The 23,909-nt window shown below is 71.0% G+C and carries 24 protein-coding genes; 15 read left to right on the forward strand and 9 right to left on the reverse strand.

What is annotated here, in order from left to right:
* Window positions 1-99: 99 nt before the first annotated feature.
* Window positions 100-876, reverse strand: coding sequence for a FadR/GntR family transcriptional regulator (locus ACZ7OU_RS24120; RefSeq protein WP_470256779.1), 777 nt, complete (start codon window positions 874-876; stop codon window positions 100-102).
* A gap of 110 nt (window positions 877-986) precedes the next feature.
* On the opposite strand from ACZ7OU_RS24120, the gene ACZ7OU_RS24125 reads away from it, so the two are divergent.
* The 15 genes from ACZ7OU_RS24125 (at window position 987) to ACZ7OU_RS24195 (ending at window position 15,329) form a co-directional block, all read left to right on the forward strand.
* Window positions 987-2,003: an acyl-CoA dehydrogenase family protein gene (locus ACZ7OU_RS24125; RefSeq protein ID WP_470256780.1), complete on the forward strand. Its 1,017-nt coding sequence runs from the start codon at window positions 987-989 to the stop codon at window positions 2,001-2,003.
* 58 nt (window positions 2,004-2,061) lie between these two features.
* Window positions 2,062-3,228, forward strand: a complete 1,167-nt coding sequence (locus tag ACZ7OU_RS24130) for an acyl-CoA dehydrogenase family protein (RefSeq protein WP_470256781.1) — start codon at window positions 2,062-2,064, stop codon at window positions 3,226-3,228.
* Window positions 3,228-3,962, forward strand: coding sequence for an SDR family NAD(P)-dependent oxidoreductase (locus tag ACZ7OU_RS24135; protein WP_470256782.1), 735 nt, complete (start codon window positions 3,228-3,230; stop codon window positions 3,960-3,962). The genes ACZ7OU_RS24130 and ACZ7OU_RS24135 overlap by 1 nt, the downstream gene beginning before the upstream one ends.
* Window positions 3,962-5,137 (forward strand): thiolase family protein, encoded by a 1,176-nt coding sequence (locus ACZ7OU_RS24140; protein ID WP_470256783.1) that lies wholly within the window; start codon window positions 3,962-3,964, stop codon window positions 5,135-5,137. The genes ACZ7OU_RS24135 and ACZ7OU_RS24140 overlap by 1 nt, the downstream gene beginning before the upstream one ends.
* Entirely contained in the window at window positions 5,134-6,339 is a 1,206-nt protein-coding gene (locus ACZ7OU_RS24145; RefSeq protein ID WP_470256784.1) for an acetyl-CoA hydrolase/transferase family protein, read from the forward strand. The genes ACZ7OU_RS24140 and ACZ7OU_RS24145 overlap by 4 nt, the downstream gene beginning before the upstream one ends.
* Entirely contained in the window at window positions 6,336-7,244 is a 909-nt protein-coding gene (locus tag ACZ7OU_RS24150) for a hydroxymethylglutaryl-CoA lyase (RefSeq protein WP_470256785.1), read from the forward strand. Before ACZ7OU_RS24145 ends, ACZ7OU_RS24150 begins: the two co-directional genes overlap by 4 nt.
* A gap of 14 nt (window positions 7,245-7,258) precedes the next feature.
* Complete coding sequence (locus ACZ7OU_RS24155; RefSeq protein ID WP_470237830.1) at window positions 7,259-8,017, forward strand: SDR family NAD(P)-dependent oxidoreductase; 759 nt, start codon at window positions 7,259-7,261, stop codon at window positions 8,015-8,017.
* Window positions 8,014-8,838 carry a 1,4-dihydroxy-2-naphthoyl-CoA synthase gene (gene menB / locus ACZ7OU_RS24160; protein WP_470256786.1) on the forward strand — a complete coding sequence of 275 codons (825 nt, stop codon included), beginning with the start codon at window positions 8,014-8,016 and terminating at the stop codon, window positions 8,836-8,838. Before ACZ7OU_RS24155 ends, menB begins: the two co-directional genes overlap by 4 nt.
* 24 nt (window positions 8,839-8,862) lie before the next feature.
* On the forward strand, window positions 8,863-9,627 hold the full coding sequence (locus ACZ7OU_RS24165) for an enoyl-CoA hydratase/isomerase family protein (RefSeq protein ID WP_470256787.1): 765 nt from the start codon (window positions 8,863-8,865) through the stop codon (window positions 9,625-9,627).
* Between the two features lie 9 nt (window positions 9,628-9,636).
* A complete protein-coding gene (locus ACZ7OU_RS24170; RefSeq protein WP_470256788.1) occupies window positions 9,637-10,653 on the forward strand; it encodes an LLM class flavin-dependent oxidoreductase in 1,017 nt (338 codons plus the stop codon).
* Window positions 10,653-11,444: an enoyl-CoA hydratase/isomerase family protein gene (locus ACZ7OU_RS24175; RefSeq protein WP_470256789.1), complete on the forward strand. Its 792-nt coding sequence runs from the start codon at window positions 10,653-10,655 to the stop codon at window positions 11,442-11,444. The genes ACZ7OU_RS24170 and ACZ7OU_RS24175 overlap by 1 nt, the downstream gene beginning before the upstream one ends.
* Before the next feature lie 9 nt (window positions 11,445-11,453).
* A complete protein-coding gene (locus ACZ7OU_RS24180; RefSeq protein ID WP_470256790.1) occupies window positions 11,454-12,254 on the forward strand; it encodes an enoyl-CoA hydratase/isomerase family protein in 801 nt (266 codons plus the stop codon).
* Between the two features lie 7 nt (window positions 12,255-12,261).
* Complete coding sequence (locus ACZ7OU_RS24185) at window positions 12,262-13,188, forward strand: DUF7064 domain-containing protein (RefSeq protein ID WP_470256791.1); 927 nt, start codon at window positions 12,262-12,264, stop codon at window positions 13,186-13,188.
* Window positions 13,185-14,180: a phosphotransferase family protein gene (locus ACZ7OU_RS24190; RefSeq protein ID WP_470256792.1), complete on the forward strand. Its 996-nt coding sequence runs from the start codon at window positions 13,185-13,187 to the stop codon at window positions 14,178-14,180. The genes ACZ7OU_RS24185 and ACZ7OU_RS24190 overlap by 4 nt, the downstream gene beginning before the upstream one ends.
* Window positions 14,181-14,306: 126 nt before the next feature.
* Entirely contained in the window at window positions 14,307-15,329 is a 1,023-nt protein-coding gene (locus tag ACZ7OU_RS24195) for a hypothetical protein (protein WP_470256793.1), read from the forward strand.
* A 33-nt stretch (window positions 15,330-15,362) separates the two neighbouring features.
* On the opposite strand, the gene ACZ7OU_RS24200 is transcribed toward ACZ7OU_RS24195, so the two are convergent.
* The 8 genes from ACZ7OU_RS24200 to ACZ7OU_RS24235 form a co-directional block, all read right to left on the reverse strand.
* On the reverse strand, window positions 15,363-16,238 hold the full coding sequence (locus tag ACZ7OU_RS24200; protein ID WP_470256794.1) for an SDR family oxidoreductase: 876 nt from the start codon (window positions 16,236-16,238) through the stop codon (window positions 15,363-15,365).
* Between the two features lie 16 nt (window positions 16,239-16,254).
* Window positions 16,255-17,391 (reverse strand): acyl-CoA dehydrogenase family protein, encoded by a 1,137-nt coding sequence (locus tag ACZ7OU_RS24205; RefSeq protein ID WP_470256795.1) that lies wholly within the window; start codon window positions 17,389-17,391, stop codon window positions 16,255-16,257.
* Window positions 17,392-17,406: 15 nt separating this feature from the next.
* Window positions 17,407-18,201 carry an enoyl-CoA hydratase-related protein gene (locus ACZ7OU_RS24210; protein ID WP_470237820.1) on the reverse strand — a complete coding sequence of 265 codons (795 nt, stop codon included), beginning with the start codon at window positions 18,199-18,201 and terminating at the stop codon, window positions 17,407-17,409.
* Between the two features lie 146 nt (window positions 18,202-18,347).
* Complete coding sequence (locus ACZ7OU_RS24215) at window positions 18,348-19,802, reverse strand: aldehyde dehydrogenase (RefSeq protein WP_470256796.1); 1,455 nt, start codon at window positions 19,800-19,802, stop codon at window positions 18,348-18,350.
* Window positions 19,799-20,920 carry an NAD(P)-dependent alcohol dehydrogenase gene (locus tag ACZ7OU_RS24220; protein WP_470256797.1) on the reverse strand — a complete coding sequence of 374 codons (1,122 nt, stop codon included), beginning with the start codon at window positions 20,918-20,920 and terminating at the stop codon, window positions 19,799-19,801. Before ACZ7OU_RS24220 ends, ACZ7OU_RS24215 begins: the two co-directional genes overlap by 4 nt.
* A gap of 32 nt (window positions 20,921-20,952) precedes the next feature.
* The gene (locus ACZ7OU_RS24225; protein ID WP_470256798.1) at window positions 20,953-21,270 is read right to left on the reverse strand and encodes a 2Fe-2S iron-sulfur cluster-binding protein; all 318 of its coding nucleotides are present in this window, start codon (window positions 21,268-21,270) and stop codon (window positions 20,953-20,955) included.
* A gap of 17 nt (window positions 21,271-21,287) precedes the next feature.
* Entirely contained in the window at window positions 21,288-22,484 is a 1,197-nt protein-coding gene (locus ACZ7OU_RS24230; protein WP_470256799.1) for an NAD(P)/FAD-dependent oxidoreductase, read from the reverse strand.
* Window positions 22,481-23,806, reverse strand: coding sequence for a cytochrome P450 (locus ACZ7OU_RS24235; protein ID WP_470256800.1), 1,326 nt, complete (start codon window positions 23,804-23,806; stop codon window positions 22,481-22,483). Before ACZ7OU_RS24235 ends, ACZ7OU_RS24230 begins: the two co-directional genes overlap by 4 nt.
* Window positions 23,807-23,909: the final 103 nt, after the last annotated feature.

A 23,909-nucleotide genomic window follows, 5' to 3' on the forward strand; every position in this document is an offset into this window, starting at 1 on the left:
CGTGACTGGAGGGGCATCGGCGTGATGCCCGCTCAATCACGTGTGATGCCCGTCTGATCACGCGTGATGCCTGCTCAATCACGCGTGATGCCCCGTGGGTCACGAGTCTTCGACGAGGATTTCTGTGCGTTCGTCTACCTGCAGGACTGCTTCGGCGTATGCGTGGACGTGGCGGCCCATGCGGCGGACGGCCGCGTCGGGGTCCTGGGCGCGGATCGCGTCGGTGATCGAGCGGTGGGCGCGGACCGTCGTCTTGCGGACCTCCGCGTCGACGAACTCCTCGTTCTCCGTCGCCGCGTAGATGGCGCGGGACAACGCGGTCATCAACCCGGTCAGCAGCTCGTTGTGGCCGGCCGTCGCGACTCCGACGTGCCAGTCCACATTGGCCTGCAGGAACTGCGCCAGGCTGCTGGACGAGTCCGCGATCGCCGTGTTCGCCGCCTCCAGCCGCGCCAGGTCCGCGTCCGTGCGGTTGCGGGCCGCCAGCCGGGCGCAGAACGGCTCGATCGCCTCGCGGGTCTCCAGCAGGTCGGCCAGCCGGATCTGCTGACCGCGGATCAGCAGGCTGACCGAGGACGCCACCGAGTCCTGGCCCGGCCGCTGGACGAACGCGCCGCCCGCCCGGCCGGTCTTGATCCGGACCAGGCCCTGGACCTCGAGGATGCGCAACGCTTCCCGCACCGTGGTGCGGCTCATCGCGGTCTGGACGACCAGCTCGCGCTCCGGGGGCAAGGCCGTGCCCTCCGGGTACTCGCCGGTCAGGATGCGCTCGCGAAGTTCGTTCGCGAGCACGTCGGAGGCCTTCGGCACCTCCATCGGAGGGAGCCGGACCGACGATCGGACGGTCTTCGGCTCCTGCGCGCGAGCGCCCGTCATGTGGTTCTCCCAACAAGTGGTCTAACGGTCTGACCTAAGTTACCATTTCGGCGGTATCGTCCGCGATGCAGTGAAGCATCAAACGGCACCGGACTCCGGGAGGCGCGGGCATGCGGTGGACCCTGACCGAGGACCAGGAACTGTTCCGGGACTCCTTCAAAGGCTGGCTGGACCGGTTCGCCCCGGCGGACCGGGTGCGGAGCTGGCTGGCGGCCGGCGATCCCACCCCGTTCGAACGGCGGTTCGTCGAAGAAGGCTGGTTCACCGTCGGCACGGCGGAAGAAAACGGTGGCCAGGGCGGCGGTCTGGTGGAGCTCGCGCTCGCCGCCGAAGAGCTGGGCCGGTCCGCGGCGCCGTCGGCCGCCTGGCTGGCCGCCGTCCTGGCGGCACCCTTTTTGTCCGGAAAGCCGGAACTGGCGGCCGCTTCGCTGGAGGACGGCGAATTCGCCGTCCTCGCCACGAGTGCCGATCGCCCGCCGGACGTCGACGGCGGGGAAGGGCGGTACGTCCTCGCCGGCGATCGGGCGCGCCGGTTCCTCGTTCCGGACGGCGACCGGATGCTGCTCGCCGAAGCTTCGGCCGTGCCCCGGAAACTCCTGGACCGCAGCCGGTCGGTCGCCGACCTGACGGTGACGGCGGGGGAGACGGTGGTTTTCGCCGGTGCGCGGGAATTGCGGCGGCAGGCGGCTTCGCGGGCCGCGGTGCTCGTCGCCGCCGACAGCCTCGGCGCGGCGGAACGGATGCTCGACCTCGCCGTCGAATACAGCAAGCAGCGGCACCAGTTCGGCGTCCCGATCGGCTCGTTCCAGGCGGTCAAGCACGCCGCCGCGACCATGCTGGTGGACGTCGAGGCCGCGCGCTCGCTCGTCTACTACGCCGCCGCGTCCGTCGAGGCCGGTCACGAAGACGCCGTCCTGCACGCGGCCGCGGCCAAAGCCCAGGTCTGCGCGGCCGCGGAGCGCGTCGCCGACAGCGCGCTCACCGTCCACGGCGCGATCGGCTACACGTGGGAGCACGACCTGCAGCTGTTCTACAAGCGCGCCAAGCTGAACAACCGCCTGTTCGGTGGTCCCGACGTCTGGAACGAACGGCTCGCCGCCGCCCTTCCGCTGGTTCCGGTGGCCTAGCTATTTGGTCAGTCCTTTTGTATAGTCAGTCCATACAAGGAGTAGCGGGAGACTTGCTGTGGACTTTGAGCTGACCGAGGACCAGACCACGATCCGCACGGCGGTGGCCGAGCTGGCGGGCAAGTTCGACGACGACTACTGGCTCGCCAAGGACGAGGCCCACGAGTTCCCGAAGGAGTTCTACGACGCCTTCGCCCAGGGCGGCTGGCTCGGGATCACCACGCCGGAGGAGTACGGCGGCCACGGCTTCGGCATCACCGAAGCGTCGCTGCTGCTGGAAGAAGTCTCGGCGTCCGGTGGCGGGATGAACGCCGCGAGCTCGATGCACCTGTCGATCTTCGGCATGCACCCGGTGATCGTGCACGGCTCGGAAGAGCTGAAACGGCGGACGCTGCCCCGGATCGTGACCGGCGACCTGCACGTCTGCTTCGGCGTCACCGAACCCGAAGCCGGCCTCGACACCACGCGGATCACGACGTTCGCCCGCCGCGACGGCGACCACTACGTCGTCAACGGCCGCAAGGTCTGGATCTCCAAGGCGATGGAGTCCGAAAAGATCCTGCTGCTGACCCGGACCACGAAACTCGAGGACGTCGGGAAGAAGACCGACGGGCTCACGCTGTTCCTCACCGACCTCGACCGCGCGCACGTCGACATCCGGCCGATCCGCAAGATGGGCCGCAACGCCGTGACGTCGAACGAGCTGTTCATCGACGACCTGCGCGTCCCCGTCGAAGACCGCGTCGGCGAAGAGGGCGAGGGCTTCAAGTACATCCTCGACGGCCTCAACCCCGAACGGATGCTCGTCGCCGCCGAAGCGCTCGGCCTCGGCCGGGCCGCGCTGAAACGCGCGGTCCGCTACGGCAACGAGCGCGAGGTGTTCGGCCGGCCGATCGGGATGAACCAGGGCCTGCAGTTCCCCCTGGCCGACTCGCTCGCCCGGCTCGACGCCGCCGAACTGGCGCTGCGCAAGGCGACCTGGCTCTACGACAACGGCAAACCGTGCGGCCGCGAGGCGAACACGGCCAAGTACCTCTGCGCCGACGCCGGGTTCCAGGCCGCCGACCGCGCCCTGCAGACCCACGGCGGCATGGGCTACTCCGAGGAGTACCACGTCGCGCGGTACTTCCGGGAAGCCCGGCTGCTCAAGATCGCCCCGCTGAGCCAGGAGATGGTCCTCAACTACCTCGGCTCGCACGTCCTCGGCCTCCCCAGGAGTTACTGATGTTCCGACTCGACGGCCGCGCCGCCCTGGTCACCGGGGCCGGCGGCGGAATCGGTGCCGCCGTGGCGAAAGCGTTCGCCGGTGCCGGCGCGAAGGTCCTCGTCACCGACATCGACGAGCGGGCGGCGAAGACGACCGCCGAAGCCATCGGCGCGGAGTACTGCGCGCTCGACGTCCGTGACGCTCAAGCCGCGGCCGACGCGGCCCGCCAGGCGGCGGCCCTGGCGGACGGGACCGTGCACATCCTGGTCAACAACGCGGGCGCGATCGCCCCGGCGATGTTCCCCGACCTCACCGAGGAGGCGTTCCGGCGGATCCTCGACATCCACGTCGTCGGGAGCTTCGTCTGCAGCAAGGCGGTCCTGCCGTACCTGCCGGACGACGGGACCGGCCGGGTCATCAACGTCACCTCGGCCGCCGGCCTGACCGGCACCATCGGGCAGGCCAACTACGGCGCCGCGAAGGCCGGGATCATCGGCTTCACGAAGTCTCTGGCCAAGGAGCTGGCCCGCCGCAAGGTGACCGTGAACGCCCTCGCGCCGCTGGCCGCGACGGCGATGACCGAGAACATCCGCGGCAACGAGAAGCTCGCGGCGAAGACCCTCGCCCGCATCCCGCTCGGCCGCTGGGCCGAGCCGGACGAGATCGCCGGCAGCTTCGTGTTCTTCGCCTCCGACGCCGCCGGGTACATCACCGGCCAGGTGCTGCCGGTCGACGGCGGGACGGTGATCTGATGCGCCACGGACGGGAAGTCGTCATCGCCGAAGCGGTGCGGACGCCGATCGGGAAGTCGCACGCCGAGCGCGGCTGGTACCGCGACACGCACCCGAACACGATCCTGGGCGCCTGCTACACCGAGCTGCTGACCCGGGGCGGGATCGCGCCGGACGTCGTCGAGGACCTCGTGATCGGCTGCACCGCGCCGTTCGGCGAGCAGTCGCGCAACATCGGCCGCAACGCCTGGCTGCAGGCCGGCTACCCGCCCGAGGTCCCGGCCGTGACGCTCGACCGCCGGTGCGGCTCCGCGCAGACGGCCATCGAGATGGCGGCCGGGCTGGTCGGCACCGGGACGCACGACGTCGTCATCGCGGGCGGCGTCGAGCACATGGGCCACGTGCCCATCGACTCGCCGGTGAAGCTCCAGGAGCTCTACGGCGACCCGTGGCCGGCGGAGCTGCGCGAGCGGTACTCCTTCGTGCACCAAGGCGAAAGCGCCGAGCTGATCGCGGACCGCTGGGACCTCGGGCGGTCCGAACTGGACGAGTTCGCCGCCCGATCCCACCGGCTGGCCACCGAAGCCGGGGAAGCCGGCCGGTTCGACGCCGAAATGATCCCGCTCGACCTGGCCGGGGAGGTCCGCCGCGGTGACCAGTGCGTCCGACCCGGCACCACCGTCGAGACCCTGGCCGGGCTGAAACCCGCTTTCCGCAAGGAGAACGGCCGGATCACAGCGGGCAGCTCGTCGCCGATCTCCGACGGCGCCGCCGCGGTCCTGCTGGCCTCCCGCGACGCCGCCGAGCAACACGGCCTGCGCGCGCGGGCCCGGATCGTCGACCAGCTCACGGTCGGCGTGGACCCGGTCATCATGCTCACCGGGCCGATCCCGGCCACGCGCAAGCTGCTGGACCGCAACGGCATGTCTGTCGGCGACATCGATCTCTTCGAGGTCAACGAAGCGTTCAGCTCCGTCGTCCTGGCCTGGGAGCGCGAGCTGAAGCCGGACATGGACCGCGTCAACGTCAACGGCGGTGCCATCGCCCTCGGCCACGCCGTCGGCGCGACCGGCGCCCGGCTGATGGCCACGCTCGTCGCGGAGCTGGGACGCCGGGACGCCGAGTTCGGCCTCGTCACGATGTGCTGCGGCGGCGGGCTCGGCACCGCGACGCTGATCCAGCGGATCGGCGCATGATCGACCTGGGCGCCTTCGTCCGGCCCGGCGACGGCGTCTGGTGGAGCCAGGCGAGCGCCGAGCCGACGCCGCTCGTGCACGCCCTGCTCGACCAGGCGGACGCGCTCGGCCACGTGCGGGCGTTCTGCGGCCTCAGCTGGGACGAACGCCTGACGCGGCACCTGCCGGAGAGCGTCACGCTGTCGTCCTACGGCGCACTCGGCGACCTGCGGAAGCTCAGCGAGGCCGGCCGGCTCGACGTCGTCCGGTGTCACTACTCGGCCCTGCCGAGCCTGTTCGCCGAAGGCGCCCTGCCGTCCGACGTCGGGTTCGTGCAGGTGTCCTCCCCGGACGCCGGCGGGACGTGCTCGCTCGGCGTCGGCGTCGACTACATCGCCGATGCCCTCGCGCACACGCCGGTACTGATCGCCGAGGTCAACCGGCGGATGCCGGCGACCACCGGGACCCCGCGCATCCCGCTGAGCCGGTTCGCCGCCGTCGTCGAGACCGACCGGCCCCTGACCGAGGCCCCGATCCGCGCGGCCGACGACGTCGAGCTGGCCATCGCTCGGCACGTGGCCGAGCTGGTCGAGGACGGCGACACCCTGCAGCTGGGCGTCGGGTCGCTGCCCACCGCCGTGCTCGACGCGCTGGCCGGGCACCAGGACCTCGGCGTGCACTCCGGGATGATCTCCGACGGCGTGCTGCGGCTTGTCGAGAAGGGCGTGCTCACCGGCGCCCGCAAGGAGATCGACCGCGGCGTGATCGTCACCGGCGCGGCGCTGGGCAGCACCGAGCTGTACGAGCGCCTGCCCGAGCTGCCGGTCGAGTTCCGGCCCGCGAGCTACACCCACGCCCCGCACATCCTGGCCCGGCTGCGCGCGTTCGTCTCGGTCAACTCGGCGATCGAGGTCGACCTGACCGGGCAGGTGGGCGCCGAGCTCCGCCGCGGTGTCCACATCGGAGCCGTCGGCGGGCAAGCCGACTTCTCCCGCGCGGCCGCGCGTTCGATCATCACCGTGCGCGCCCGCTCGGGTGAGCACTCCACGATCGTCCCGCGCCTGCACGGCCCGGTCACCACCGGACGGTCCGATGTGGACCACGTCGTGACCGAGTACGGCGTCGCGCACCTGCGCGGCTGTGACCTGACCGAGCGGACGAAGCGGCTGGCCGCGATCGCGGCGCCCGAGTTCCGCGAAGACCTGCTGAAGGGGAAGAAATGAGGCCGGACAGCGTGCGGGTCCGTGAAGTCGGGCCGCGCGACGGGTTCCAGAACGAACCCGAGCACATCCCGACCGGCGAGAAGGTGCGCCTGATCGACGCGCTCGGCCGCACCGGCCTGAAGCGCATCGAGGTCGCCAGCTTCGTGCGGCCCGACGTCATCCCGCAGCTGGCCGACGGCGTCGAGGTGCTGAACCGGATCGACGTCCCGGCCGACGTGCGGCTGATGGTGCTGATCCCCAACAGCCGTGGGCTGGACAACGCGCTGAAGGTGCGCGAGAAGTTCCACGAGGCCGCCCTCTTCGTGTCCGCGTCGGAGACGCACAACAAGAAGAACGTCAACCGCACGGTCGCCGAGACGATGGCCGACAACGACAAGATGGCCGCCCGGATCCGCGCCGAGGGCCTGGACTGCGCGGCCGTCATCGCGACGTCCTTCGGCTGCCCCTACGAGGGCAAGGTGCCCCTGGACACCGTGCTCGGCCTGGCCGAGCGGTTCGCCGCGGCGGGCGCGACGGAGATCGGCTTCGGCGACACGACCGGCATGGCGAACCCCGCCTATGTCTCGGAGTTCTTCACCGCGGCGCTGGACCGGCTGCCCGGCGTCGAGGTCACCGCGCACTTCCACAACACCCGCGGGCAGGGCCTGGCCAACGCCTACGCGGCCCTCGAAGCCGGGTGCGTGAGCTTCGAGTCGAGCTTCGGCGAACTGGGCGGCTGCCCGGTCCCGCCCGGCTCCACCGGCAACATCGCGACCGAGGACCTGGTGAGCATGTTCCACGAGATGGGCGTGGCGACCGGCCTGTCGCTGCCCGGTCTCATCGACGCCGCGCGGGCCGCGCAGGACGTCCTGGGCCGCAAGCTCACCAGCCATTCGATCGTCGCCGGCCCCGTCAACTGGAACTGAGAGAGGAAACCCCCATGAGCAACCGCGTCGCCCTCGTCACCGGTGGTGCGCAGGGCATCGGACAGGGCATCGCGCTGGCCCTCGGCGAGCACGGCCACCGCGTCGCCATCGCCGACCTCAACCTCGAGGCCGCGCAGGCCACGGCCGACCGGATCACCGAAGCCGGCGGTCGCGCGCTCGCCGTCCGGACCGACATCACCGACACCGCGTCCGTGCAGGCCGCCGTCAAGACGGTGACCGAGGAGCTCGGCCCGGTCGAGATCGTCGTCAACAACGCCGGCTGGGACGACTTCATGAAGTTCGTCGACACCGACGAGGACTTCTGGGACCGCATCCTCGACATCAACTTCAAGGGCGCGCTGCGGGTGATCCGGACGGTCGTCCCGGGCATGATCGAGCGGGGCCACGGCCGGGTGATCAACATCGGGTCCGACGCCGGACGCGTCGGCTCGTCGTTGGAAGCCGTCTACTCGGGGGCCAAGGGCGGCATCATCGCCTTCACCAAGACCCTCGCCCGCGAGGTCGCGACCAAGGGCGTCACCGCCAACACCGTCTGCCCGGGCCCGACCGACACCCCGGCGTTGCGCAAGTTCGCCGACAGCTCCGGCCAGGACGCCGACAAGGTGCTCGGCGGCATGGTCCGTGGGGTCCCGATGAAGCGCCTCGCGCAGCCGGCGGACGTCGCCGCCGCCGTCGCGTTCTTCGCCTCCGACGCGGCCGGGTACATCACGGGGCAAACGCTTTCGGTCAGCGGCGGATTGACCATGGCATGAGCGTGGACTGGAAGGAGGTGGGGTCCTATGAGGACATCCGCCTCGACCACAGCGGCGACGGGATCGCCAAGATCACGATCTGTCGCCCGGAGGTGCGCAACGCCTTCCGGCCGCAGACGCTGGTCGAGATCTCCGACGCGCTCGACGCCGCCCGCGAAGACACCTCGATCGGCGTGATCATCCTGACCGGTGAGGGCGAGCTGGCCTTCTGCTCGGGCGGGGACCAGCGCGTGCGCGGCGACACCGGGTACGTCTCCGAGCCCGGGCGGCCGGGCCGGTTCCACGTCACCGACCTGCACGTCCAGCTCCGGCGGCTGCCCAAGCCGGTGGTCGCGATGGTCGCCGGGTACGCGATCGGCGGGGGACAGGTGCTGCAGCTGGTGTGCGACCTGGCCATCGCCGCCGACAACGCCCGCTTCGGGCAGACCGGTCCGCGGGTCGGCTCGTTCGACGGCGGGTTCGGCGCCGGGCTGCTCACCCAGGTCGTCGGCGCGCGCAAGGCCAAGGAGATCTGGTTCCTGTGCCGCCAGTACGACGCCCACCAGGCCCTGGAGATGGGCCTGGTCAACACCGTCGTCCCGCTGGCCGACCTGGAGACCGAGACCGTCGCGTGGTGCCGGGAGATGCTGGCGCTGTCGCCGTTCGCGTTGCGGATGCTCAAGGCCGGCTTCCACGCCGCCGAAGACGGCCTCGCCGGCATCCAGCAGCTCGCCCACGACGCCAACCTGCTCTTCTACGCCTCGGAAGAGGCCAAGGAGGGCCGCGAGGCGTTCAAGGAGAAACGCGCCCCCGACTTCGCGCGGTTCCCGCGCCGCCCCTGAACCCGTCCACTGTGGAGGAAGACCATGACTGACGCCGTCGGCGCCCGCGAAGCCGGTCCCGGCATCCGCGTGCTCACCCTGGCCCGCCCGCCGGCCAACGCCCTCGGCCTGCCGATCATCGACGGGCTGAACGCGGCCCTGGACGCCGCCGGGGACGCCAAGGTCATCGTGGTCGCCTCCGAGGTGACCGGGTTCTTCGCCGCCGGCGCCGACATCAAGCACATGTCCGGCATCGACGCGGCGTCGTTCACCGCCTACGGCGACCGGCTGCGCGGGGTGCTCGACCGGCTGGCCGCACCCGAGCGCGTCACGATCGCCGCGGTCGACGGCCTCGCCCTGGGCGGCGGCCTGGAGCTGGCCATGGCCTGCACGCTGCGCGTGGCCGGCGCCGACGCCCGGTTCGGCCTGCCCGAGGTGAAGCTGGGTCTCATTCCCGGCGCCGGTGGCACGCAACGGCTCCCGCGGCTGGTCGGCCGGGGCCGGGCCTTGGACATCATGCTCACCGCCCGGCAGGTCCCGGCCGCCGAGGCGCACGCGATCGGCCTGGCCGACCGGCTCGTCGACGCGGGCAAGGCGGAGGTGGCCGCCCTGGAGCTGGCCGAGAAGCTCGTGACGCTGTCGCGGCCGGCGTTGAGCGCGGTGATCCGCACCGTCGACGCCGCGTTCGACCTGCCGCTGGAGGAGGGCTTCCGCTTCGAGGCCGAGCAGGAACAGGACCTCTTCGAAGCGGGTGAGGCGCGGGAAGGCCTCGCCGCGTTCCTCGCCAAGCGCCCGCCGAAGTTCGCCTGAGGGGGAGCCGTGTACGGACTGACGATCTTCAGCGCGGGCTCCGGCCCCGAGCGGTTCCGGCGGGCCGCGGACCTCGCCGTCCGGGCCGAGGCGGCCGGGTTCGACGCCGTCTGGACCGGCGAGCTGTACAACCGCTCGGCCACCATCCCGATGGCCGTGCTCTCCCAGGCCACCGAGCGGGTCCGGATCGGCTGCAACATCGCCTACGGCGTCGGCCGCACGCCGCTGGTCTGGGCGGCCGAGGCCCGCGACCTCGACGAGCTTTCGGGTGGACGCCTGATCCTCGGGCTCGGCAACGGCACGCCCCGGATGATGGAGGACTGGCACGGCGTCAGCGGCGAAGCGCCCGCCGAGCGGATGGAAGAGCTGGTCACGGTCCTGCGTAAGCTGTGGCGGCTGCACGAAGGCCCGGTCGAGCACGACGGCCGGTTCTACCGCGTCCACCTGCGCCCGACCGCCGACACCGCGCCACCGATCCAGGAGCGGCTGCCGATCTGGACGGCCGGGGTGAACCGCCGCATGGTCCGCGTCGCGGGCCGCGTCGCCGACGGCCTGGTCGGGCACCCGATGTACACCGGCCGCTACATCAGCGAGGTCGTGCGGCCGGAGCTCGAGGCCGGGCTGGCCGAGACGGGCCGGGACACCGCCGACCTGACGTTGATGGGCATCCTGATGTGCGCTGTCGACGAGGACGAGCAGGCCGCGCGCCGCCGTCTCGCGTTCGCGGTGGCCCAGTACGCCGCGTCCCGCGTCTACGACCGGCTCTTCGCCCTGCACGGCTGGTCTTCGGCGCAGGAGCGGATCCGGGAGGCCGTTCGTGCCCGCGACGAAGCGGCCGTGGTCGCGGCCGTCCCCGACGACGTGCTCGACGCGGTCGGGGTGGCCTGCCGTCCGGCCGACGTGGCCGCGCGGGTGGCCGAGCACGCCCGCGACTACGACCACCTGAACCTCGTCGTCCCGCCCTGGGGCCTGAAACCGGAAGAGGCCGAAGCGGCGACGCTCGCGGTTCTCGAAGGGATGCGCTGATGGAGACCATCGACCTGACCCGGCCCGCCGACGGCGTCGTGCTGGCGACGCTGAATCGGCCGGACCGGTACAACGCGATGACCGTGACGATGTTCGCCGAGCTGGAGGAGCTGGCGTTCGCTCTCGGCGAGGACGACGACGTCCGCGCGGTCGTCCTGACCGGCGCAGGCAAGGCGTTCTGCGCGGGCTACGACCTCGACGACGCCGACGAGCTGGCCGGCCTGACGGCGCTGGGCATGCTCGACCGCCAGGAACGGGCCGCGCGAGGGCTTTCCGCCCTGCGCGCGCTGCGGGTCCCGGTGATCGCCGCGGTGAACGGCGCCGCCGCGGGCGGCGGGCTCTCGCTGGCGCTGGCCGCGGACATCCGCCTGGCCGCGCGCTCGGCGAAGTTCAACGCCGCGTTCGTCCGCATCGGACTGTCGGCGGGCGACCTCGGCGCGTCCTGGCTGCTGTCCCGGACGATCGGGCCCGCGCTCGCCGCCGAAATCGCCTACACCGGCCGGTTCGTCCTGGCCGACGAAGCCGAGCGGATCGGGCTGGTCAACCGCACGGTCGACGACGACGTCCTGCTCGACGAGGCCCTGGCGATGGCCGGGCTGATCTGCGCGAACTCCCCGGGTGGCGTCCAGCTGTCGAAGCGGGCGCTGCAGGCGAACATGGAAATCGGCTCGTACGCCGCCGCGCTCGAACTGGAAAACCGCGGCCAGGCGCTGCTGACCCGCGGCGAGGACATGCCCGAAGCGCTCGCCGCCTTCAAGGAGAAGCGCGCGCCGAACTTCACCGGACGTTAGGAGACCGCCGTGCCCGACTTCCGGACGCTCCTCATCGAGGAGCCCGAACCCGGCGTCCTGCTGCTCAAGCTGAACCGGCCGGACCGGCTGAACTCCATGACCGTCGAGATGTTCGGCGAGATCCGCACCGCCGCCCGGGCGTTGCGCGACAGCGGCGCCCGCGCGCTCATCCTCACCGGCGCCGGCGAACGCGCGTTCTGCGCCGGGTTCGACCTCGCCGAGATCGAGGTCATCACGCGCATGGGCGTGCGGGAGTTCCTCAAGTTCCAGGAGCTCGCGACCGGCGGGCTCGCCGCGCTGCGGCAGCTGCCGTTCCCGGTGATCGCCGCGATCCACGGCGCCGCGTCCGGCGGCGGGCTGTCCCTGGCGCTGAGCGCGGACATCCGGCTCGCCGCGCCGACGGCCAAGTTCAACGCCGCCTTCGTCAAGGTCGGGCTGTCGGCGGGGGAGTTGGGCACGTCGTGGCAGCTGACCCGCCTGGTCGGTCCCGGCCGGGCGGCCGAGATCGCTTACACGGGGCGGATTTTCGAAGCTGGGGAGGCCGAGCGGATCGGCCTGGTGAACCGGGTCGTGCCGAGCGAGCGGCTGCTCGGCGAAGCGCTCGAGCTGACCCGGCAGATCGCGGGGAACTCGCCGGGCGGCGTGAAGCTGTCGAAGCAGGCCTTGCAGCGCAACCAGGAGATCACCTCGTACGCCGGGGCGCTGGAGCTGGAGAACCGCGGGCAGGCGCTGCTGACCCGCGGCGAAGACATGACCGAAGCGCTGGCCGCGTTCAAGGACAAGCGCCGGCCGCAGTTCACCGGAAGGTAAGGCATCCATGACGACGCTCGGAGACATCGACCCCGGATTCGGGCCGGCCGACGACCTCCGGCACCGGCCCGCGCCGGGCGGCCGGATGCGCGACAGCCTGTTCTGGGAAATGATCCTGCCCGACGAGCAGCTGGGCTTTCAGGTGTACCTGTACCTGACCGACCGCGGCAAGACCGGCTACAACGTGTCGGTGTGGGGACCGGAGCCGGTCGCCGTGAAGCTCGCGCAGGGCGTGGTCGGCGACGACGCGGACCTCGACAACTTCCACTTCGAAGGGCTCGGCGTCAAGCAGCCCGAGCTCCGGCGCACCGCCTCGGTGTCCTACACGAGCGACGACGTCAAGCTGGAGTACGACTTCACGGCGTTGCACGACGCGTTCAGCTACCGGTCGAACCCGGACGGGCTGCCCGCGTGGTTCGCGGAGAACCGCCTGGAGCAGACCGGGCACGTGACCGGCTTCCTCGAGGTGGCCGGCCGGCGCGTCACCCTGGACCGCAAGGGCCACCGCGACCACTCGTGGGGTGTGCGGAACTGGGGCGTGCCGCACCACTGGAAGTGGTTCATCGCCTACACCGAGAGCGGCCGGGCAGTGAACGGCTGGATCTGGATCGCCCGCGGCGAGTGGGGTTTCGCGGGGTACGTCGTCAAGGACGGTGTGACGATCCCGGTGTCGCACATCCGCCACCACGCGGACTACGACGACGACATGACGCAGAAGCGCCTGGAGGCCGACGTCGTCGACATCACCGGCGAGACGACCCACCTGGTGCTGGACGCGTTCGGCGTCGTGAAGCTGCCGACGCGCGACCCGATGGGAACGGTCATCTACGAAGCCGCGTGCCACGCGACCATCGACGGCGAGGAGGGGGCCGGGCAGTTCGAGACGCACTGGCCGGGGCAGTACCTCCAGCACCTGATCGAGAGCACCCGGTGACCTGGAACTGGGACGCGACTTCGCGGGCCGCGTTGGAGAAGTTCCTGGCCGCGCGGGGGTTGTGCACGGGCCCGGTGACGACCCGCCGCATCGGCGACGGCCATTCGAACCTGACGTTCCTGGTGTCGGACGGCGCGCGCCAGGTGGTCGTCCGCCGTCCCCCACCGCCCCCGGTCCCCCCGGGCGCGCACGACATGCTGCGGGAGGCCCGGCTGATCGGCGCCCTGGCGGGCACGGACGTCCCGGTGCCGGAGGTGCTGGCGGTGGCGCCGGCGGTCTTGGACGTCCCGTTCTACGTGATGAGCCACGTCGAAGGCCCGGTCGTCACCGAGCGGACGCCGTCCCCGCTGGACACGCCGTCTTCGCGGCGCCAGATCGGCTTCGCGCTGGCGGACACGCTCGCGGCGCTGCACGCGGTCGACTGGCGTTCCCGCGGCCTGGCCGACCTGGGCCGCCCGGAGGGGTTCAACGCGCGGCACTTCCGCCGGATGGGCCGGCTGGTCGCGGACGCATCGGGAAATCCGCCACCGGAGTTCGCCGAGGTCCACGCGTGGCTGGCCGCGCACGTGCCCCCGGAGTCCGGCGCATCGATCGTCCACAACGACTACCGGCTGGGCAACGTGATCCTGGCGGCCCCGGGCCGCATCGCGGCGGTTTTGGATTGGGAGCTGGCCACGATCGGCGACCCGCTCTTCGACGTCGGCTACTTCCTGGCCTCGTGGCCTTCGCCGGACGAACCCCTGACGCCGACGGAGGAGCTGGGGGTGGCGGCGCTGGAGCCTGGTTATCCGACCCGGGCGGAGCTGGCTTTGCGGTACGCCGAACGGACTGGTCGTGATCTGTCCACACTGGACTGGTACACGACGCTGGCGCTGTGGAAGCTGGCGGTGTTGTACGAGTACGGCCGACGGCGGGCGGTGGATGAGTACTACGCGGACCCGGGGTTGGTGAAGTCGTTCCTGGACGCAGCCCAACGCGCGACCGGATGCTGATAGCGCATTCGTCAAGACGGCTGAACAGGTGAACGCCCGGCGATTCTGTAACTTCAAGCCGCGTGCGGACGACAGGTGTTGACGTCATGTCGTTGTCCGTCGACCATGTGGAAGGCTTGCGAGCCCATGTTTGCTGGCGTTCTCGTCTTTTTCGCGGCTGCGCTCAGCGGTGGTCTTCTCGGGTTTCTCTTCGGCATACCGAGAGTTCTCCAGGTCGGCGAGCAACGGGGAGCCGGCAACCAGGCGCCCACCCACCTGGTCAACACCAACCTCGAACAGGTCTCCGACTGGCTGACGAAGATCCTCATCGGTGTCGGACTCATCGAGCTGACGCGACTGGTCTCGGCCTCGGCCGGTCTGTTCTCCAGAGTGGGGGCCGCGTTCGGTGATCGTTCGGATGCCCCTGTCATCGCGGGGGCGATCGTGATCGCCGGAGCGGTAGCGGGCTTCTTGGGGGGATACGTCGCCACTCGTACCCGGTTGACTCAGATCTTCAGAAAAGTCGATCTCGGGGAGCTGAAGTCGCTGGTCGATCATGAGGTCAGCAGGCGGCTTACCCAGGACAGCGACGCGATGAGATCGGTGATGCAACAACTGGCCGATGATGAGCCCGAGGTGGTCGAGCAGGACTTGGTGAGCGCATTGCGCAACGCCTCGCCTGCGGCGAGGGCGCAGATGTTCCAGCTTGCGTGGACTCAGCGACGGCAAACCTGGAAATCGCCGGAAACGAAACTCGTCATGGCGCGGACGGTAACGGTTTTCCAGGCATTGGCGACGGTCGAACCTACGAATCATCGCTATTGGGGCGAACTTGGATTCGCACTGGCTGAGCGGGTCCCGCCCGATGACTCCGGCGCTGTCGATGCCCTTACCCGTGCGATCGTCTGCCGCGATGATGTGGGCGAGCGTGGCTGGGAATTCTACGAGTTCGTGCGGGCGAAGTCCCGGTTGCGCGCGTTCGGTCAGGAAGAGCCTGATGAGACTGCCGATCAGTTGATTGCGGAGGACATTCGTCTGGCGGTGCGCAGCCCGCAGGTCCGGCGCGCTCTTGAACGCGCACAGGGTGCTGGTGCGCGCGACGTGCTTTCGAGGCTCTACTGCTATCTGGACCAAGGCTCGAAACCGGATGTCCGGGTCAAGAAAGGGTGATCAATCATCGCAAAGAACCCCTTCGTGGCCTGCTCAGACCGACCGCTGCGACTTCGCCACCGCGCTGGCCGCTTGCGACCGTTCCCGAACTTCCCGCCAGTCCTCATCGGACAGTGACGTCAAGCCCGCGAATGTCCCCGGTCCGGCCAATCTCTGCCCACCATCCATCGCGATCGTCTCGCCCGTCAAGTAGTTGCAGCCGTCCGAGAACAAGAACACCGTCAGGTTCGCCAGTTCCTCGATCGTGCCCGCGCGGCCCATCGGGATCTGGTCGACCTGCGTCGCGCCGACCGCGCTGCTCTCCGTCGGGTTGAGCATCTCCCACGCGTAGTCCGTGGGGATCGGGCCCGGGGCCAGCGCGTTGAGGCGGATCCCGTAGCGCGCCCACTCCACCGCCAGGGACATCGTCATCGCGTGGACCGCCGCCTTGGCCATCGCCGAGGGCACCACGAACGCCGAACCCGACCACACCCACGTCGTCAGCGTGGACAGGACCACGCCGGGCCGCCCCTCGGCGATCCAGCGGCGGCCGGCCGCGTGCGTCGTGTTGAACGAGCCGTTCATCACCGTTCCGCTCACCGCCTCGAACGCCCGCGCGCTCAAGCTCGCCGTCGGGGCGATGAAGTTGGCCGCCGCGTTGTTCAGCACGCCGGTCAACGGGCCGTGGCGGTCCCAGATCTCCGCCATCGCCGCGTCCACCAGGTCGGCCTTGCGGACGTCGACGGCCTGGAAGTGCGCGCCCGCCTCGGCCGCCGCCTCCGCCAGGACCGCTTCGCGGCGGCCCCACAGGTGCACCTCCGCCCCGTGGTCCGTCAGGTACCGCGCGACGCCGCGGCCGAGCCCCGTGCCGCCGCCGGTGATGAGGATCCGCTGGCCGGACAGCACGTCCGGGGCGAAGATCGCCTTCATCCGCCCACCTTCCCGATCAGAGCCCGAAGCTCTTGCCGATGATCTCGCGCTGGATTTCGTTGGCCCCGCCGTAGATCGGCGGCGCGAGCGCCTTCCGCACCTGGCTCTCCATGCCGTACTCGCGCGCGTACCCCGCGCCGCCCATCAGCTGCATCGCCTCCAGCGTCGCGAGCTTGGCGACCTCGGTGCACTTGAGCTTGGCCATCGCCCCTTCGCGGGCCAGCTGGTCCTCCTCGCCGGCGTCGATGCGCTCGGCGACGTCGTAGACGAACGCCCTGCTGCACGCGATCTCCGTCGCGAGGTCCGCGATCCGGTGCCGGACGGCCTGGAAGCTCCCGATGGTCCGGCCGAACTGCTCCCGCTCGCCCACGTAGGCGACGACGTCGTCGAGCGCCCGTTCCGCCGCCCCGAGCGACATCGCGGCGATGATCAGCCGCTCGACGCTCAGCCCGCGCATGAGGTGCCGCCACGCCTGGCCCACCTCGCCGACGACGTTCGCGGCGGGCACCCGGACGTCGGTGAAGTACAGGTCGTTGACCGTGTGGGCCGCCATCGTCGCGATCGGGCGGATCGTCAGGCCCGGCGCGTCGGCCGGCACCACCAGCAGCGTCAGGCCGTCGTGCTTCTTCGCGCCGGACGACGTGCGCGTGAGCACCAGGACGTGGTCGGCCAGGTGCGCCGCCGTGGTCCACGTCTTCTGGCCCGTGATGACGTAGTCGCCGCCGTCGGCGACCGCCTTCAGCCGGGCCGAGCCCAGGTCGGAGCCCGCGCCCGGCTCGGACAGCGCGATGGCCTCGACCCGGCCCCGGCACAGGCCGCCGATGACCTCTTTCTTCTGCTCCTCGGTGGCGTAGCGCAGGTACGTCTGCGCCGCGGTGAGGCCGGTCCCGTAGGCGTGGATCGGGGCGAGGCCGCGAGCCGTCTCCTCGAGGAAGAGGCATTCCTCGACCATGCCCGCGCCCGCCCCGCCGTACTCCTCGGGCACGGAGACGCCGAGCCAGCCGTGCCCGGCCAGGCGCTCCAGAAGCTCCCGGCTGGTGTCCAGCTCACCGCCCTCGGTGAGGGCTTCGCGTTGCGAACTCGTCCCGCACTCGCGGGCGCAGAACTCGCGCACCGCGGTGGCGAACGCCCGTTGCTCTTCGGTGAACCGCATCGTGAACGACCGTTATCAGTTTCCGCGGAACGCGGAGAAGTCCGGGGTGCGCTTCTCGCTGAAGGCGGTGATGCCCTCCAGGGCCTCGGCCGACTCGCCGAACGTCTTGAGGTAGGAGTACGCCAGCTGGCCGGTGGAGGCGAACTGCTCGGTGTCGGTGTTGAACGACTGCTTGAGCACCTTGAGTGAGGTGGGGGAGAGGGCGAGGATCTCGTCGGCCCACCTGCGCACCTCGTCGTGCAGCTCGGCGGCGGGCACGACCTGGTTGACCAGGCCCCAGTTCTCCATCTGGGCCGCGGTGTAGCGGCGGCACAGGAACCACACCTCGCGGGCGCGCTTCTCGCCGAGGATCCGGGCGAGGTACCCGGTGCCGAAGCCGGCGTCGAAGGAGCCGACGCGCGGGCCGTTCTGCCCGAACTTCGCCGTGTCGGCGGCGATCGTCAGGTCGCAGAGCACGTGCAGCACGTGGCCGCCGCCGATGGCGAAGCCGTTCACCGCGGCGATGACCGGCTTGGGCACGTCCCGGATGACGTGGTGCAGCGCGTCGATCTCGAACAGGCCGGAGTCCGACGGGCCGTAGTCGCCGGTCTCGGCGCGCTGCTTCTGGTCGCCGCCGGTGCAGAACGCCTTGTCGCCGGCGCCGGTCAGGCAGATCACGCCGACCTCGTCGCTGTTCCAGGCCCGCTTGAACGCCTTGACGAGCTCGTCGACGGTGCGGGCGCGGAAGGAGTTGTACCGCTCGGGCCGGTTGATCGTGATCCACGCGAGGCCGTTGTCGACCTTGTACGTCACGTCGGTGAACTCGTCCATCGGCGAGTGGTCCTTTCGTCATCGGAAGAACGGCGAGACGGCGGCACCCTCGCGACCGCCCTGACCCGAACCTAGGTCTGTGAACGATCGTTATCAAGGGCGCCGCCGTCGGCGACCGGGGATTTCTCCCCAATGGGAGAGCCCGGCTACCCCTTTTGCGGGTCGAGGTAGACGGTCTTGAAGACCTGGTAGGAGTGCAGGCCCTCGGGCCCGAGCTCGCGGCCGAGCCCGCTGGACTTGATCCCGCCGAACGGCGCGGTGGGGTCGTTGACGTAGGCGTTGATCCCGACCGTGCCCGACGCGACCCGGCGGGCGACCGCCTCACCGCGGTCCGGGTCGGCGGTCCAGACGGTGCCGCCGAGCCCGTACTCGGTCGCGTTGGCGATCGCCACGGCCTCGTCCTCCGACGAGTACGGGATCACCGACAGGACCGGGCCGAAGATCTCCTCCTGCGCGATCGTGTGCCCGTTGTCGACGTCGGCGAACACCGTGGGCTCGACGTACCAGCCGCGGTCACGGCCGGCCGGACGACCACCGCCGGCGGTCAGCCGGGCCCCGTCGCCGAGCCCCTTTGCGATGTAGGACTCGACGCGGTCGCGCTGCCGCGACGACACGAGCGGGCCCAGCTGGGTGCCTTCGTCGAGGGGATCGCCGATGCGCAACGACTTCGCCAGGTCGCTGACGGTGTCGACGATCTCGGCGTACCGCGACCGCGGCGCGAGGACCCGGGTGCCGAGCCAGCAGATCTGGCCGTTGTTGAGCAGGGTGGCGGCGAAGAAGCTCTCGATCGTCGACGCCAGGTCGGCGTCGTCGAGGACGATCGCCGCCGACTTGCCGCCCAGCTCCAGGGTCACCGGCCGCAGCAGCCGCCCGCACGTCTCGGCGATCGAGCGCCCGGCCGCCGTCGACCCGGTGAACGACACCTTGTCGACGCCCGGGTGCGACACCAGGTACGCACCGAGCTCGCGCCCGCCGGGGACGACGCTGAGCACGCCTTCCGGCAGCCCGGCTTCCGCGGCGGCCTCGCTCATCAGCAGCGCGTCGAGCACCGTCTCCGGCGCGGGCTTCAGCACGACCGTGCAGCCCGCGGCCAGCGCCGGGGCGAGCTTGAGGAACGTGATCGCCTGCGGCACGTTCCACGGCACGATCGCGCCGACCACCCCGACCGGCTCGCGCAGCACCCGGGAGCTGCCGCCGAGCATGCCCGGCCGGGTCTCTTCCTGCGGTGTACCGGTGACGAGCCCGGCGAAGTAGCGCAGCAGCACCGGCGGGAAGCCGCCCTCGAACTGCTGGGCCAGGCCGATCGGCATGCCGTTCTGGGCACTGACGCGCCGCGAGGTCTCGGCGCGGCGCTTCTCGAGCGCGACGGCGAAACGTTCGAGGACTTCGGCGCGCCGCGACGGCTCCCAGCGCGGCCAGCCCGCCGGGTCGTCGAAGGCCCGCCGGGCGGCCGCGACGGCGTTGTCGATGTCGGCCTCCGCGCCTTCCGGGACGCTGCCGAGCACCTCCTCGGTGGCTGCCGCGTGCACGGTGATCCGCCGGCCGGTGGCCGGGGCGGCCCACGTACCGCCCACGTAGAGCTGGTCGTAGTCGATCGTCATGACTGCTCCCGGGTTCCCTCGTGCACGAGCACGATCTTGACGGCGTCACCCCGGTGCTGGGCGGCCACGGCTTCGTTGATCCGGTCGAACGGCATGGTGGTGACGAGCTTGTCGAACGGGAACCGGCCGGTCCGGTGCAGTTCGAGCAGCTGCGGGATGAACACGTCGGGGTCGCTGTCGCCCTCGACGATCCCGATCACGCGCACGCCCAGCACCTGCGCCTGGATGAGGTTCAGCGCCAGCGCCGCCTCGGGGTCGGCGGGCACGCCGATGATGCCGACCGTGGCGCGGTGCGCGAGGGCCTGCATCGCCTGCTGCAGCACGTCGGCGATGCCCGTGGTGTCGATCGCGTAGTCGGCGCCGCCGGGCACGATCGCCCGGACCTGGTCGGCGAGCGGCCCGGCGGCCGGGTCGAGCGCGTGCGTCGCGCCCAGGGACAGGGCGAGGTCACGGCGTCCCGCGTGCGGCTCGACGACGATGATGTGCGCGAGCTCCCGGACCACTCCGGCCAGCACGGCGGACAGGCCGACCGAACCGCCACCCAGCACCAGCAGCACCGCTCCCGGCCGGCAGTCCATGGAGTTCAGCACCGCGCCGGCGCCGGTCTGCACCCCGCAGCCCAGCGGGCCCAGCACGGCGAGCGGCGCGTCGCCGGGGACCTTGACGAGGTTGCGCTCGTGCGCGATCGCGTGCGTGGCGAACGACGACTGCCCGAAGAACTCCGACCCCAGGGGAGTGCCGTCGTCGTGCAGGGTGCTGCGGCCGTCCGGCCGCGCGCCGCCGAAGTTGTAGGCCATGAACTCGTGGCAGTACGCGGGTTCGCCGCGCTCGCACTCGCGGCATTCGCCGCAGCTGTTGAAGCTCAGCACCACTTTGTCGCCGACCACCACCTTGGTGACGGACTCGCCGACGGCGGTGACGACCCCGCTGCCCTCGTGCCCGAACACGCCGGGCAGCGGGAACGGCAGGTGCCCGTCCTTGGCGGCGAGGTCGGTGTGGCAGAGCCCGACCCCGGCGATCTCGACGACGACCTCGCCGGGTCCGGGATCGTCGAGCGTGACCCGCTGCAGGGTGAACGCGCCACCCAGCTCGGTGGCCACGGCGGCCGTGATGTCCATGCGCACTCCTTTGTCCGGAAGGGGAAGGGGGATCAGCCGTTGGTGCCCGGCACGGTGACGCGCACCCCGGGGCAGCCGTCGGAGAGGATGAGCTGGCACGACAGCCGTGAGTTCGGCCGCGCGCCGTCGGCGTACTCGAGCAGCTCGCGCTCCTCGTCGGTCGGATCGTCGAAAGTGGACTGTCCGGTTTCGACGAACACGTGGCAGGTGGCGCACGAGCAGCTGCCGCCGCATTCGGCGACGATGCCGGGCAGGTTGTTGCGGACCGAGCCGTCCATCACGCTCTGTCCACAAGGGACTTCGACCTGGTGGACGCTGCCGTCGGGGAGCTCGTAGGTGACGTCGGGCACGGGTTTCCTCCGGGTGGTCAGGCGACGGCGTCGCGCAGCGGGGTCGACGGGTCGGCCAGCCGGGCCGGGTCGAGCCGCGTGCCGGCCGCGAGGAACTTCTTGCCCGCCATGAACTCGGCAGGGCTGTTGGCCGACTCGACGGCGGTCAGCGCGCCGCCGTCGAGGTGGAACAGGGCGAACCGGCCGGTCGCGGGGTCGCCGCGGACGACGGTGCTCGGCTCGGCCGGGACGAGCCCGGCGATCTTGAGCTTGAGGTCGAACTGGTCGGACCAGAACCACGGCACCTCGGCCGGGTTCGGTGCGCCGCCGGTGATCGTGGCGACCGCCTGGCGGGCCTGCTCGGTGGCGCCGGGGATGCTTTCGAGCCGGACGCACCCGGCCCGGCGCGTGACGTCGCCGATCGCGAGCACGTGCGGGTCGCTGGTGCGGGCGTGCTCGTCGACGACGACACCGTGGTCGCAGTGCAGGCCGGCCGCGAGCGCCAGCTCCTGACGCGGTCGCGCGCCGACCCCGACGAGCACGGCTTCGCACGGGATCTCCGTGCCGTCGTCGAGGACGGCGGCCGCGACCCGGCCGGCCCGTCCGGCGAGCCGCCCGAGCCGTGCGCCGGTGACGATCCGCGTGCCCCGGGCGCGGTGGTGCCCGGCGAGGATCTCGGAGAGCCGCGGACTGGCGACGCGGGCCAGGACCCGCTCTTCCCGTTCCAGCACGGTGACGTCGACGCCGTTCGCCCGCGCGACCGCGGCGACTTCGAGGCCGATGTACCCGCCGCCGACGATCACCAGCGCCCGCCGCTCTTCGACGCACTCGCGCAGGATCCGGGCGTCGGCGAGGGTGCGCAGCGAAACGACCCCGGCGAGGTCGGCGCCGGGCAGCTCGAGCCGCCGCGGGCTCGCGCCGGTGGCCAGCACGAGGTGGTCGTACGGGCGGGTCTCGCCGGACGCCGTGCGCACCCGGCGTCCGGCGAGGTCGAGGGTGACGACGTCCTCGCCGAGGCGCAGGGTGATGTCCTGCTCCCGGTAGAACTCCGCCGGGCGCAGCCACTGTTCGAGCTCGCCGTGGGCGAACTTCTTCGACAGCGGAGGCCGGTGGTAGGGCAGGTCCGCCTCGTCGCCGTACAGCTCGACCGGGCCCCGGTGGCCGGCCTGCCGCAGCAGGCCGGCCAGGGTGGCGCCGCCGTGACCGGCACCGACGATCAGGACCCGCTCGCTCACGCCAGCTCCAGCCGCACGGGCAGCTTCCGCAGCCCGCCGACGAAGTTCGTCATCACCGCCTTGCGCTCACCCGCGATCTCGACGTTCTTCAGCAGCGGCAGCAGCTCTTCGAACATGATCCGCAGCTCCAGCTTGGCCAGGTGCTGGCCGATGCACATGTGCGGGCCGTAGCCGAAGGCGATGTGCCGGTTGGGTTTGCGGTCGAGGCGGAACTCGTCGGGGGCGTCGAAGACGTCGGTGTCGCGGTTGGCCGACTGGTACAGCAGCATGAACCGGTCGCCCTTGCGGATCCGCTGCCCGCGCAGCACGTAGTCCTGGGTGGCCTGGCGGGTGAACTGCTTCACCGGCGAGACCCAGCGCAGGCTTTCGTTGACGAGGTCCGGGATGAGCGCGGGGTTCTCCCGCACCTTCGCCAGCTGATCGGGGAACTGGGCGAGTGCCTCGATCGCACCGGACATCGTGCTCGACGTCGTGTCGTGGCCGGCGGTGGCGATCGCGATGAACCAGCCGTAGGCGACCTCCTTCGGGTAGTACTCGCCGTCCGGCTTGCGGGCGCGGGCGATGATCGTGGCGAGGTCGTCCCCGGGGGCGGCGCGCCGGTCCTCGACGAGCTGGTCGAAGTAGGCGTAGAAGTCGTTGATCGCGGCGGACCACTGCTGCGCGGCGGCCTCCGGGGTGAGCGGCTCGATGTCCTCGCGCTGGGCGTCCGGGTCGGCGGTGCCGAAGAACTCCTGCGTCAGGGCCATCATCCGCGGCTCGTCCGCTTCGGGGACGCCGAAGAGGCTCATGATCACGTGCAGCGGGTAGTAGACGGCGAAGTCCTGGACGAAGTCGAGGTCGTTGCCGTCGCTGCGCAGGTGCTTCGCGATGGCTTCCTTGGCCAGGGTCCGGATCCGGTCCTCCCACTTCTTGAGGTTGGCCGGCCGGAACCAGTCGTTCGCGATGTCCTTGACCGCGGTGTGCTCGGGCGGGTCGAGGTAGGTCAGGGTCTCGAGGATGCGCAGGCTGCCGCCGGTGAGCTGCCGGGTGAACGCGTCGCCGGCCTGGTTCTGCAGGATCGGGTTGTGCGAGCCGGGTTCGTCCCCGCCGCCGCTGGTGAACACGTGCGGCTGCCGCTCGATCTCCATGATGTCGGCGTGCTTGCTGACCAGCCAGACGCGGTCGTAGCCCTCGACGTCGGCCTGGCCGAGCGGGTGGTTCTCCCGCAGCCACCGGTAGGCCTCGAACAGCGGGACGTCGTAGCGGTGGCCTTCGGGCAGGACGACCTGCCGCGCGATCTCGTCCGGGATCGGGCGGGTGGTGACCTCGGGCGTGGTGGTCATGCGGGTTCCTCCGGGAAGACGGGCGACGGTGCACGTTATTGGTCCAATCTTTGGGCCAAGAGACGTGGCGTGCATCACCCCCGGGGAAGAGATTTCTCCCCCG

The sequence above is a fragment of the Amycolatopsis sp. NPDC114505 genome (assembly GCF_055633615.1).